The sequence below is a fragment of the Streptomyces sp. NPDC002577 genome, from assembly GCF_053594815.1.
The window spans coordinates 108,134-120,691 of record NZ_JBSFWK010000010.1; the positions used below are offsets into that span (position 1 = coordinate 108,134).

Annotated in this window: 11 protein-coding genes; 6 read left to right on the forward strand and 5 right to left on the reverse strand. The window is 71.5% G+C overall.

The window, feature by feature from the left end:
* Positions 1–24: 24 nt before the first annotated feature.
* Positions 25–894 carry an alpha/beta fold hydrolase gene (locus tag ACWD4J_RS16530; RefSeq protein WP_451396188.1) on the reverse strand — a complete coding sequence of 290 codons (870 nt, stop codon included), beginning with the start codon at positions 892–894 and terminating at the stop codon, positions 25–27.
* 276 nt (positions 895–1,170) lie between these two features.
* Between ACWD4J_RS16530 and ACWD4J_RS16535 the strand changes: the two genes are divergently transcribed.
* Positions 1,171–3,096, forward strand: a complete 1,926-nt coding sequence (locus ACWD4J_RS16535; RefSeq protein ID WP_451396073.1) for a protein kinase domain-containing protein — start codon at positions 1,171–1,173, stop codon at positions 3,094–3,096.
* A gap of 52 nt (positions 3,097–3,148) precedes the next feature.
* Here ACWD4J_RS16535 and ACWD4J_RS16540 read toward each other — a convergent pair whose 3' ends face one another.
* On the reverse strand, positions 3,149–3,916 hold the full coding sequence (locus tag ACWD4J_RS16540) for a sulfite exporter TauE/SafE family protein (protein WP_451396074.1): 768 nt from the start codon (positions 3,914–3,916) through the stop codon (positions 3,149–3,151).
* Positions 3,917–4,087: 171 nt separating this feature from the next.
* Here ACWD4J_RS16540 and ACWD4J_RS16545 point away from each other — a divergent pair, with 171 nt between their 5' ends.
* Positions 4,088–4,630 (forward strand): DUF488 domain-containing protein, encoded by a 543-nt coding sequence (locus ACWD4J_RS16545; protein WP_451396075.1) that lies wholly within the window; start codon positions 4,088–4,090, stop codon positions 4,628–4,630.
* A 47-nt stretch (positions 4,631–4,677) separates the two neighbouring features.
* On the opposite strand, the gene ACWD4J_RS16550 is transcribed toward ACWD4J_RS16545, so the two are convergent.
* The 3 genes from ACWD4J_RS16550 to ACWD4J_RS16560 all read right to left on the reverse strand — a co-directional run bounded on the left by ACWD4J_RS16550 (position 4,678) and on the right by ACWD4J_RS16560 (position 7,895).
* Positions 4,678–5,235: a TetR family transcriptional regulator gene (locus ACWD4J_RS16550; protein ID WP_451396076.1), complete on the reverse strand. Its 558-nt coding sequence runs from the start codon at positions 5,233–5,235 to the stop codon at positions 4,678–4,680.
* Positions 5,232–6,662: an MFS transporter gene (locus ACWD4J_RS16555; RefSeq protein WP_451396077.1), complete on the reverse strand. Its 1,431-nt coding sequence runs from the start codon at positions 6,660–6,662 to the stop codon at positions 5,232–5,234. Before ACWD4J_RS16555 ends, ACWD4J_RS16550 begins: the two co-directional genes overlap by 4 nt.
* Before the next feature lie 189 nt (positions 6,663–6,851).
* Entirely contained in the window at positions 6,852–7,895 is a 1,044-nt protein-coding gene (locus ACWD4J_RS16560; protein ID WP_451396078.1) for a DNA polymerase IV, read from the reverse strand.
* A gap of 302 nt (positions 7,896–8,197) precedes the next feature.
* Between ACWD4J_RS16560 and ACWD4J_RS16565 the strand changes: the two genes are divergently transcribed.
* The 4 genes from ACWD4J_RS16565 (at position 8,198) to ACWD4J_RS16580 (ending at position 12,304) form a co-directional block, all read left to right on the forward strand.
* On the forward strand, positions 8,198–9,625 hold the full coding sequence (locus ACWD4J_RS16565) for an amino acid permease (protein ID WP_451396079.1): 1,428 nt from the start codon (positions 8,198–8,200) through the stop codon (positions 9,623–9,625).
* Between the two features lie 170 nt (positions 9,626–9,795).
* Positions 9,796–10,929 carry an ABC transporter ATP-binding protein gene (locus ACWD4J_RS16570; protein ID WP_451396080.1) on the forward strand — a complete coding sequence of 378 codons (1,134 nt, stop codon included), beginning with the start codon at positions 9,796–9,798 and terminating at the stop codon, positions 10,927–10,929.
* Positions 10,926–11,639: an ABC transporter permease gene (locus ACWD4J_RS16575; protein WP_451396081.1), complete on the forward strand. Its 714-nt coding sequence runs from the start codon at positions 10,926–10,928 to the stop codon at positions 11,637–11,639. The genes ACWD4J_RS16570 and ACWD4J_RS16575 overlap by 4 nt, the downstream gene beginning before the upstream one ends.
* Positions 11,636–12,304, forward strand: a complete 669-nt coding sequence (locus ACWD4J_RS16580) for an ABC transporter permease (protein ID WP_451396082.1) — start codon at positions 11,636–11,638, stop codon at positions 12,302–12,304. Before ACWD4J_RS16575 ends, ACWD4J_RS16580 begins: the two co-directional genes overlap by 4 nt.
* Positions 12,305–12,558 lie beyond the last annotated feature (254 nt).

Consider the following 12,558-nt stretch of genomic DNA (forward strand, 5'->3'; position numbering starts at 1 on the left):
GGTGGCGCCGGCCGCGGGCTCGTCTCATGCGGGAGCGCCGTCGTCCACCAGCCAGCGCAGCACCTTGGGCAGCGCCCGGTGGGCGGCGAAGTGCGCGGCGGCCGGGTCGAGGACCGTCTGCGCGCTGGGGATCCGGGCCGCCAGCCATGCCGCGTGCGAGGCGGGCGAGAACACGTCCCGCCGCCCGTGCCACAGCAGCACCGGCACCCTGATGTCGGCCGGGTCGAACCCCCACGGCCGGCACAGCGCCAGCACGTCGTCGATCCAGCCGTACGGGGAGCGCCGTACCGCCTCCACGTAGGTGCGCAGCAGCATCGACCTGAGCCCCGCGTCCGACAGGATGCGCAGATCGTCGTCGGTCAACTCGTCTCGCAACGCCTCGATGAGCTGGGCCGGGTCGGCGCGGATCGCCTCCGAACGCGGGATGAGCCTTTGGGCGAGGCCCTCCGGGTCCGCCGCGGCCGTACGGAAGTCGTCGATGTTCGACCAGGCCATGCCCGCGAACCAGTCGAGGCCCTCCGCGTCCACGGGGGCGAGGCCCACGAGCGCCGCCGCGCGCGTCACCCGTTCCGGCAGCATCGCCGCGCAGGCCAGCGCGTGGGGAGCCCCGGCCGACCGGCCCACGACCGCGAACCGGTCGAGTCCGAGCGCGTCCGCGACCGCCACCACGTCGCGGACGCCGTCGCAGACGCGCCGGCCCGGCTGCCGGTCGGAACCGCCGTAGCCCGGGCGGTCGAACGAGATCAGGCGGGTGCGGCGTTGGTACAGGACCATGCCGCGCGGCCGCGGTCCCACGCGGCTGCCCGGCATGCCGTGCAGCAGGAACACCGGCCGCCCGTGCGGATCCCCCGTCCACTCCACCCTGAGCATGCGCCCGTCCCCGGTCCGCACCATCTCACGCACGCGCCCTCCCCGGTCTTCGCCCTCGGTGCACCCGTCGTCTTCCCCCATCGTCTTCCTTACCCGCGATGACAGTGGCGGATCAGTGCGGGAGCCAATGGGAGGAGCGTTCCGGTGTAGCGGCCAGTGACCTGGTGAGAGCTCAGGCGCCGACCGGGCACGCATGGGTGCCGCTGCGGAGCCCCCGTCCGTCACTGCCGTCCCCCGAACACCGGTAGGGTTCCGGACCAGTTGTGTGACAGTCGGCAGAGCGCTACGGGAGTTGGGCACGTGCAGACGGGGACGGGTGCGGAGAAGTTCCAGCCGCTTCAGGACGACGATCCGCGCACTGCAGGGGAGTACCGCCTGGTGGCGCGGCTCGGCGCCGGGGGCATGGGGTGCGTCTACCTGTCCCACACACCCGGCGGGAGACCTGTCGCCGTGAAGGTGATCCGTCCCGAACTCGCCGACGACGCCGATTTCCGTGAGCGGTTCCGGCAGGAGGTCGCCAACGCCCGCCGCGTCCAGGGCGTGTGCACCGTGCCCGTCCTGGACAGCGACACCGAAGGGCCCATGCCGTGGCTCGCCACCGCCTACGTATCCGGCCCTTCCCTCGCGGAGGCCGTCAAGGAGCACGGGCCGCTGCCCAGGGAGACGGTGCTGCTGCTGACGGCGGGTGTGGCCGAGGCTCTCCAGGACATCCACCGCGCCGGGGTCGTGCACCGCGACCTCAAGCCGTCGAATGTGCTGCTCGCCGGCGACGGCCCCCGCGTCATCGACTTCGGCGTGGCGCGCGCCGCGGACGCCGCCGCCCTCACCCACAGCGGTTCCGCGATCGGCACGCCGGCCTTCATGGCGCCCGAACAGGCACTCGGCGGCGAAATCACGGGCGCGGCCGACGTGTTCGCACTCGGCCAGATCGCAGCCTTCGCCGCAACCGGCTCGGGCGCTTTCGGCGACGGGCCCTCGCACGGGGTGCTGTACCGCATCGTGCACGAGGAGCCGCGGCTGAGCGAACTCCCCGACTGGCTGGCCGGGTTGGTGGGGGGCTGCCTGCAGAAGGTGCCGGCGCGGCGACTGACCCCGGCCGATGTCATACGCGTGTGCGCCGCCGCCAATCCGGGGGGAGGACTGCGCCGCGGCGAGAGCTGGCTGCCGGCGTCGGTGGCGGGGCAGCTCGCGGAGCACGTGGCGCGCGAGCCGCAGCCGCTGCCGCCACGGGCGGACACCATGGCACTGCGTATCCCCCGGCAGGGCGCAGTGAGGCAGGGCGGCGCAACACCCGCCCAGGGGGCGACCGGCGGTGCCTTCGGTGCGGCCGGTCCCGGCACCGCGGGGCCTGGCCAGGGCGCATCCGGTGGCGCCTTCGGGGCACCGGCCGCCTTCGGCGCGGCGGCCCCGGGCGGGGATGCATCCGTGGCGCCGCACTCTGCGCCGACCAGTGCCGCCGTCGTGGGGCCCGGGCCGCGTGGCGGTACCAGGCGGCGGGGGCTGGTCATCGGCGGGGCGGTCGTGCTGACCGCGGCCACGGTGACCGGAGCCCTGTTCCTGTCCGGCGTCCTGGGCCCCGGCGAGCGCGTGGATGACGCCGGGGGACAGGCGGGGCAGTCCTCGAGTCCCACGGCACAACAGCAGGCGACCGGTTCCGCTCATCCGTCCGCGTCGCCGTCGAAGAAGCCCAAGGCGAAGAAGACGGCGGACCCGTCCCCGTCCCCGACCCGCACTGCCCCGCCCAGCCCTGCCGATCCGGCCACTTCACCGACGCCGGCCGCATCCCGCAAGCCGACCGCGACGGCCGCCGCCCAGCCGGTGCCCGTCACCTACACCGGAATTCGCATGACGGCCAGCCATGACCTGTACCTGGCCGACAATCCCGTACATTCCAAGGCCGACACGGGCACGAGCGACGAGGACCTCACTTACGCCGTGTACTCCTCGGGTGCCGTCGTGGCCCCCGGCTCCACCAGTCAGAGCCAGATGACCCGCCTGGCGCCCCGCGCCGCGGGGACGCTGGACTCGTGCCTCGCACAGACCGGCAGCGAGAGTTATGTCTGGGTGAAGGACCTTGCCGCCGGCGACCGGCTGTGCGTGATCAGCGGAACCGGTGACGTGGGCCTCATCACCTTCCGTGGCACGGCACCTTCGCCGGACACCGCGGACTACATCACGGTGGACGTCAAGGTGTGGCGTAACGCGGTGGATCCTGTGGGCGGCTGACGGGCCGTCCGCGGTACGGGGGCGAACCGGCGCGGACACGGACCATCGTGGGTCAGCGGAGCAGCAACTGGACGACGGCGACGGTGCCGACCCCCACGACGAGGCTGCGCAAGACTCCGGGACTGAGACGGCGGCCCGCTGCGGCCCCGATCTGGCCCCCGAGGGCGGAACCGACCGCGAGGAGCAGCACCGCCGTCCAGTCGAAGTCCGCGACGGCGAGGAAGAACACGGCGGCAATAGCGTTCACGACGGCGACAAGCACGTTCTTGATGGCGTTGAGGCGTTGCACGCTGTCGTCGAGGAGTATGCCCATCAGGGACATGTAGATGATTCCTTGGGCGGCGGCGAAATAGCCGCCGTAGACACTGGCCAGCGTCAGTCCGGTGAACAGCAGCGGGCCGCCGTCGGGGCGAACGGATCTGCCGGTCGGTTCGCGGCGACGCCGCACCTTTGCGCTGATCCGGGGCTGGAGCACGACCAGAACGAGAGCCAGGCCCACCAGGACCGGCACGATCTTCTCGAATGCCGTGGCGGGCAGGGTCAGCAGGAGCGTGGCGCCGGTGAGACCGCCGAGCAGGGCGCCGGCACTGAACCTCAGGATCCGCCGGCTCTGGCCCCTGAGCTCCCTTCGGAAGCCGATGGCACCGCTGACCGAGCCGGGGATCAGGCCGAGTGCGTTGGAGACCGTGGCGGTGACGGGCGGCAGGCCGGTCGCAAGCAGAACGGGAAAGGTGATCAGCGTCCCGGAGCCGACGACCGTGTTCACGGCGCCGGCGATGACGCCCGCCCCGAAGACGGCGAGCATGTCCGCCGTCGTCATGCTGCGCCTGATTTCACCGGACCGCTGACCATGGGAGTGTCGGCCGCCGCAGCGGGCGGGATGCCGAGATATGCGGTGTTCATGATGCGGAGCATAGAAAGCGAATACTTCGGCGGTAGCCGAAGTGTCACGGGCGATGATCAAGCCGACACGCGGCTGCATCCAGCTGAGATGACGCTGCTGACTTTCGGCCACGGCACCGCTGACGCGGTGGAGATGACACGGCTCCTGCATGGCGCCGCGGTGCGCCGACTCGTCGATGTGCGGACGGCGCCCGGCAGCCGGCACAACCCCGACGCCGGCCGCGATGCGATGTCGCGATGGCTGCCGGGGGCCGATATCGCCTACCGGTGGGAGAAGCGGCTCGGCGGCTGGCGCAAGGCACGGCCGGACACACCTGACACCGCGCTGCGCAACCGCGCCTTCTGCGGGTACGCCGCCCACATGCGATCCCCGGCGTTTCTCTCCGCCATCGCCGACGTGCTCGCCGAGGCGGCCGGCGAACGCACCGCGGTGATGTGCGCGGAGTCGGTGTGGTGGCGCTGCCACCGCAGGATGATCGCGGACTTCCTGGTCCTCGCCCGCGGGGTCCGGGTTCTGCACCTCATGCACGACGGCACGCTGCACCCGCACCTGCCGACTCCCGAGGCGCGTCTGCTGCCCGAACGCCGCCTGCTCGTCTACGACGCGGGCCAACCTCTCCTCCCGGAGTGAGCGGAGCTGTCCGCGGGTCGGCCGACGCCCGTGAGGCCGGGGGCTGATCAGGTCTCGCCGGTGAGCGAGTCCCGCAGCAGCGTGATCAGGTCATCGGGCCCGGCCTGGCCGAGCTCGTCGAATGCGCCTGATCGGCGTCCCAGCAGGACTCCGATCAGGGCCGCCACCACGATCTCGGCCCGCAGCCGCGGCCGGTCCAGCCCTTCGCGGGTGAAACGCTCGAGCAACGGCTCGACCATCCGGGCGTGCAGCGCCGCACGGGCGGCGTCCTGGGCCGCGGGGTCGCTGTACGGCTGGACGGCGACCTGAGTGATCGGGCCGGGCCCGCGGTCGACCCGCTCGAACACTTCGAGCAGCCGGGCCGGGTCCAGCAGGTCGGCCGGAGCCGCGTCGTCCGTGGGGTGCTGCAGCGTGGCGACGTACAGGTGGGTCTTGTTGCCGAAGTAGCGCGCGATGAGTGCCGGGTCCACTCCCGCGCGCTCTCCGATGTCGCGGGTCGTGGTGCGGTCGAAGCCGCGCTCGGCGAACAGCTCGCGCGCCGCCTGGAGCAGCAGTTCACGACTGCGCGCCGCGTCGCGGCGGCGCGCCGGCGGACCGTCGCTCACCGGTCGACCGAGGTGTGTCGCGTGCCGCCCGTCTGGGGCGGCACCGGGCCCGCGTCCGCCTGCTCCGCAGCCCTCTGCGCCGCGGCCAGCACGGTCCGCGTACCGCCGCGATGCGACCGGATCAGGACGTAGCTCAGCAGGGCCATGGCCACCCATACGGCGCAGGCCAGCAGTCCGGCCGTTCCGTAGCCGTCGTTCGAGGGCAGGGCCTGGCCCGCGGCGGTGTGCGCCTGGAGCACCACTGCGCTGAGCGCGCTGCCGGTCGAGTAGCCGATGTACTTCACAACGTGATTGAAACTCATCGCGCTGCCGGTTTCCTGCGCCGGCACCGCGCCGACGATCAGTGCCGGCATGACCGAGACCGTGATCCCGATGCCCAGCCCGGCCAGTGCCATCGTGACGAACACCTGCCACAGGCTGCCGCGGGCGAACACGAAGGACAGCACGGCCACGAGGGAGATCAGGCAGCCCAGCGGCAGAAGCCGGGCGAGCGGGAGGGTGCGGCTCAGGACGCGCACCAGCCGGCCCGCCACCAGGCTGCCGGCCGAGAAGGGAACCAGCACCAGGCCGGTGACGACGACGGAGGCACCGAAGCCGTACCCGGCGCTCGTCGGCGTCTGCACGAAGCGGGTCACCAGCGACATCAGCAGGTACATCCCGACGCCGCCCACCACCGCGGTGAGGTTGGCTGCGAGCACCACCCGGTCCCGGACCAGCCGTACGTCCACCAGCGGATGCGGCGTACGCAGCTCATGGAGGACCCACCAGACCAGCAGCAGGACCGACACGACGGCCAGTACGAGCAGGGGGGCCGACGTCCAGCCCCAGTGGCCGCCCTGGGTGAGGGCGAACAGCAGCCCGGCCATGCCGGCGGCGAGCAGCACGGCGCCGAGCGTGTCCAGCCGGTGCGCCGGGCGCTGCGGCGACGGAGGCAGGACGGCGACCGCGGCAGCGAGGGCCACGGCTGAGGCGATCGCCGCGAACCAGAACCCGGCATGCAGGCCGAGGTACTCCGAGAGCAACCCGGTCACGGGGTAGCCGAGACCGATGCCCGCGGCGGCCGTGAGCGACAGCGTGGCCACCGCCGACCGAGACCGCTCGGGCGGCAGGGCGTCACGCGCGGTGGCCATGGCCAGCGGTGTGAGCCCGATCCCGAGACCCTGCAGCGCCCGGCCCGCGATCAGGGCGCCGAAGCCCAGCGGCAGAGCCGCCAGCACGCTGCCCACCAGCACCGCGACCAGACCGGTGAGGATCACCGTCCGGCGGTGCGGCCCGTCCCCCAGACGCCCCATCGTGGGAGTCGCGACGGCACCCACCAGCATCGTCACCGTCAGCGACCACTGCGCACTCGACATGGAGACGTGGTCCACGGCTGCGATCGTCGGGATCAGCGGAGCGCCGAGGCTGCTGACGATCGCGACCAGCATGCCGAGGGAGATCAGTACCGGGACCAGTGCTCGTTGGGGGTGGGGGGAAGGGGTGCGCGTGGGTTGCACAGAGGGGCCAATCTTGTCATCGAGTGATGTCATCGCTTGATGACATTTTACGCCGCCGTCTCGGCGTTCCGGTTCCGCGAGTGGTTCAGCGCTCGCGGACGACCTGTCTTACGTCGCGTCTCACGTCGGCTCTGACGTCGCGCGGAACTCCGCGCGCACGCCGAGGAGACGTACCGGGCGGTCGTACTCGAACTGCTCCAGCACCGCCAGCGCCGCGCGCTCGATCTCGGCGAGGTCGCTGGTGGGCGTGGGCAGGGTGACGCTGTGTGTCTGCGTGAAAAAGGGGGCGTACCGCACCTTCACCGCGACGCGTTGTGCCGGGCGGCCGTCGTCGGCCACGTCCCGCGCCACGCGTCCGGCCAGGGCGGCGACGTGTTCGGTGATCTCCGAGCGGTCGGTCAGGTCATGCTGGAAAGTGATCTCGCGGCTGCGTGAGCGCGCAACGTAGGGAGCGCCGCTGACTTCGGTCTCACCCGCACCCAGTGCGAGCATCCGGTACCACGGCCCCTGCACCGGGCCGAACCGCGCTGCGAGCTCGTCCGGGTCGGCCCCGGCCAGCTGGGCGACGGTGAGCAGGCCGGCCTCGGCCAGCTTTCTCGCCGTCTTGCGTCCGATGCCCCACAGCGCGTCGGTCGGCCGCTCCGCCATGACGGCCGCCCAGTTGTCCCGGGTGAGGCGGTACGTACCGGCCGGCTTGGCGAACCCGGTGGCCAGCTTGGCGCGCAGTTTGTTGTCGCCGACGCCCACGGAGCAGGACAGCCCGGTCGCGGCCCGTACCGCCTCGCGTATCTCCGCGGCCATGGCCTCGGGATCGTCGGTGCGGGCGCCGAGGAACGCCTCGTCCCAGCCGAGCTCCTCGACGACCACCGGGAACCGGCGCAGCGTGGCCATGAACTCTTCAGATACGCGTTGGTACGCCGGTGGATCCGAGGGCAGGAACACCGCTTCGGGGCAGCGCTTGGCCGCCGTACGCAGCGGCATGCCGGACTGGATGCCGAATGCGCGCGCCTCGTAGGAGGCGGTGGCGACCACCCCTCGCTGGGTGGGGTCTCCGGATCCGCCGACCACCACGGGCCGTCCACGCAACTCGGGCCGACGAGCCACTTCCACCGCGGCGATGAACTGGTCGAGATCGACGTGCAGTACCCAGTCCCTGCCGGACACGCAGTTCAGTATGCGTCTTCGGCCCGTGCCGTGCCCGAGGAAGCGCCCGCCCGTTCCGGAGGAGGATGCGCGGTCGCACGGGCCCAGATCCGTCCGATTTTCGGTCACGACTGTCGCTCGGCCGAACATTTGGCGGCGATTTGGTGTGAGGTGTCCGATAACCGACTATAGGTGCATCCCCCAAGCGTTCTCGCAGCAGGCGTGCGCCCGTACGCCGGGCCGCCGCTGTGCGGGCCGGGTGAGCCGAGGCCAGACCCGCGGGCAGGCGACGGTATCCAGCACGACGAAAGGCGCACCACCCCATGCACGACACCGGAACCGCCTCGCCGTCGGCTCCGGCCCCGGGCGGGGCCACCACGTCCCCGGCCCATGGCCCCGCCTCCCAGACGGGGCACCTTTCCGCCCCCGAGAGGGACGGGGACAGCCGCCACGCCCGGCGCTTCGGGCTTCCGGTCGCCACCGCGCTGGTCATGGGCAACATCATCGGCGGCGGCATCTTCCTGCTCCCCGCATCCGTCGCCCCGTACGGCACCATCAGCCTCGTCGCCTTCGGCGTCCTCACCCTCGGGGCCATCGCGCTCGCGCTCGTCTTCGGGCGGCTCGCCCGGCGCAACCCGCGCACCGGCGGGCCGTACGTCTACGTGCGCGAGGCCTTCGGCGACTTCGCGGGCTTCCTGGCCGCCTGGTCGTACTGGATCACCTCCTGGGTGAGCAACGCGGCACTCGCCGTCACGGCCGTGGGCTACCTGGACGTGCTGCTGCCCCTGCACGGCTCGCCGTGGCTCAAGATGACCGCCGCGCTCGTCCTGCAGTGGCTGCCGGCCCTCGCCAACCTCGCCGGGACCCGCTACGTCGGCGCCGTGCAGCTCGTCTCCACGGTGCTGAAGTTCGTACCGTTGCTGCTGGTCGCCGTCGGCGGACTGTTCTTCTTCGACCCCGACAACCTCGGTCCTTTCCAGGCCACTGAAGACGGCGCGCTCGGCGCGGTCTCCGCGTCCGCCGCGATCCTGCTCTTCAGCTACCTCGGTGTCGAGTCGGCGGCGGTCAGCGCGGGCGAGGTGCGCAACCCGCGGCGCAACGTCGGACGGGCGACCGTCCTCGGCACGCTCGGCGCGGCGCTGGTCTACCTGCTGGGCACCCTGTCCGTCTTCGGCACCGTCGCGCACGACAAGCTGGTCACCTCCAGCGCCCCCTTCAGCGACGCCGTCAACTCCATGTTCGGCGGCACGTGGGGCGGCGCGGTGGTCGCGTGCGCGGCGCTGGTCTCGATCGTGGGCGCGCTCAACGGCTGGACGCTGCTCAGCGCCCAGACCGCGTACGCCGCCGCCCGCGACGGGCTGTTCCCGGCACGCTTCGCGGAGAAGCGCCGCGGCGTGCCGACCTTCGGCGTGATCGTCACGGTCGTGCTCGCCTCGCTGCTGACCGTCTACAACTACACGGCCGGAACGGCCCGGGTGTTCGAGATCCTCGTGCTGGTCACGACCTTCACCGCGACCGTCCCGTATCTCCTGGCGACGGCGGCCCAGCTGTACTTCCTCTTCTCGGGTCAGCGCGACCGGGTCCGCCCGGCGCGCCTCGCCCGGGACGCCGTGCTCGCGCTGGCTGCGTTCGGCTTCTCCATGTGGCTTCTGGCCGGATCCGGTTACTCCGCCGTCTATCAGGGCGTGCTGTTCCTCTTCGCGGGCGTCCTGGTCTACGCGTGGATGTCGGCCCGCGCGGCGCGCTCCTGACGCCTCGGCCTGGCTCAACAGCGGGGTGCCGCCCGGGCGCCCACCGCCAAACCCGTCGTACGCCCGCCAAATACCCGCAACACAACCGGTCTAGACTCTCCCCCGCAACGGCCCGCGTGACCGTTTCCGCAAGCGGGCAGCTCTGCCAGACCCGAAGGGTATTCGGCGCTTTGATACGGATAGATTCAGTCACCAAGCGGTACCCGGACGGCACGGTGGCCGTGGACCGGCTCTCGCTGGAGATACCGGACCGCTCGATCACCGTCTTCGTCGGGCCGTCCGGGTGCGGGAAGACGACGACCCTGCGCATGATCAACAGGATGGTCGAACCGAGCGAGGGCACGATCCTCCTCGACGGTGTCGACATCCAGAAGCAGCCGGTCAACACGCTGCGCCGGTCCATGGGTTACGTCATCCAGAACGCCGGGCTCTTCCAGCACCGCACGATCATCGACAACATCGCCACCGTGCCCCGCATGCTCGGCTGGGGCAAGGAACGGGCGCGGGAGCGGGCCCGGGAGCTGATGGAGCGGGTGGGACTCGACGCGTCGCTCGCCAAGCGCTATCCGTACCAGCTGTCGGGCGGCCAGCAGCAGCGCGTCGGCGTGGCGCGGGCGCTCGCCGCGGATCCGCCGGTGCTGCTGATGGACGAGCCGTTCTCCGCCGTGGACCCGGTGGTGCGCAAGGGGCTGCAGGACGAGCTCCTCCGCATCCAGGAGGAGTTGGGCAAGACCATCGTCTTCGTCACGCACGACATCGACGAGGCCATCAAGCTGGGCACGATGGTTGCCGTGATGCGCACCGGCGGCAAGCTCGCCCAGTTCGCGCCGCCCGACGAGCTGCTGTCCGCCCCGGCGGACGACTTCGTCGAGGACTTCCTCGGCACCGACCGCGGCATCCGCCGGCTGTCCTTCTTCTCCTCCGCCGGGCTCGAGCTGCAGACGGCTCCCGTCGTCGCGGTCGACTCCACCGCCGAGCAGATCGCCGCAAGCAGCACGCCGGACGTGCCCTATCTCCTCGTCACCGACTCCAAAGGCAAGCCGCTCGGCTGGAGCGAGCCCGGCGAACTGACCGCCGGGGACGTGGCGGCCGAGCGACTCCTGCCGTACGGGCGGCCCTTCGAGCACGGCAAGGAATCGCTGCGGGCCGCGCTCGACGGCGCCGTGCTCTCGCCCACCGGATGGGCCGTCGCGGTGGACGGCACCGGGCGGGTCGTCGGCGTCGTGTCGCAGCAGACCATCGGCGAGGCGATCCGCAGCGCCCACGCCGAGGGAAGCCGCACGGACGAGAAGGTCGCCGGATGAACGGCTTCTTCGACATCCCGAGCGACCTCCAGCACAGCTATCTCGGGCTCATCGGGCTGCACCTGCGCGAGGCCCTCCTGCCGGTCCTTGCCGGCCTCCTCGCAGGCCTGCTGATCGCGCAGATCTGCGTGCGGTTCCGCTGGCTGTACCCGCCGGTGCTGTGGGTCACGACCGTGCTGTACGCCATCCCGTCGCTCGCCTTCTTCGTCGTCCTCATCGACTACACCGGGCAGAGCGAGACCACCGTGATGATCCCGCTCGCCGTGTACAGCCTCGTCGTGCTCGTCCCGGCAATCGTCGACGGCGTCCGCTCGGTTCCGCAGGAGACGCTCGCCGCGGCCACTGCCATGGGCTTCGGGCCCGTACGGCGGTACGTCCAGGTGCAGTTGCCGATCGCCGTGCCCGCCATCATCGCCGGACTGCGGGTGGCCACCGTGTCCAGCATCAGCCTCGTCAGCGTCGGCGCCCTGATCGGCAACCAGGGCGCCCTCGGCAATCTGCTCGCGGACGCGATGTTCTACCACCGGCCCGTGCTCGCGGTGAACTCCGTGGTCACCACGGCCGTCCTCGCCATCGTCGTGGACGCGCTGCTGGTTCTCGTACGCGTCCTGCTGACGCCGTGGATGCCGCGCGGCAGCACCCGCAGGAGACCGAAGGCTGCCGAAGTGCCCCGACAGGCAGCGCCCGCCCTGGAGGACGCCGTCCGGTGAACGTACTGAACTTCGTCAACGCCTTCTTCAGCGACAGCTCCCACTGGCACGGCTACGACGGCATCCCGCAGCGCGTCCTCGAACACATCGGGTACTCGCTGATGGCGCTCGGTATCGCGGCCGCCATCGGGCTGCCGGTGGGCCTGCTGACCGGCCACACCGGGCGCGGCGGGAACGCGCTGGCCTTCGTCGCCACCGCCGCCCGCGCGCTGCCCAGCTTCGGCCTGCTCGTGCTGATGTTCGTGCTGCTCGGGCTCGGACTGCTGCCCGTGATGATTCCGCTCGTCGTCCTCGCCATCCCGCCGATCCTGGTGACGACATACGAGGCCGTGCGTTCCGTCGACCCGTCCCCGGTGGACGCCGCGCGGGGCATGGGCATGTACGAGTCCCGGATCCTCTTCCAGGTCGAACTGCCCGTCGCGCTGCCGCTGATCCTGAGCGGTCTGCGTTCGGCGGCCATCCAGATCGTCTCGACGGCCACCATCGCCGCGTACGTCAGCCTCGGCGGCCTCGGCCGCTACATCGTCGACGGCCTCTACCAGCGTGACTACGAGAAAGTGGTGGGCGGCGCCGTCCTGGTCGCGGTGATGGCGCTGGCGACGCTGGCGGTGTTCTGGGCGATCACGCGGCTCGCTGTGTCGCCCGGGGTGCGCAGGAGCGGCTAGACGACGGTGTACAACTGGCCCCGGGCCCGGGGCGGTTCCTCCATCGCCCCGGGCCCGGCGTCGCACTGCTCGAAGGGGAGCCGGCCGTGCCCCGCAAGCCGTGCGGGGCCCCATCTGGGGTCACATTCTCCTCAACTGACCATTGATCGAAGTCAATCGGTAACCAGACTGCGCTTGACTCACCGAGAGGCGGCTGGATTGGATCAGCAAAGGGCGGTTTCAGCACGCCGCCCACTTTGCCCAGGTCAATGCCC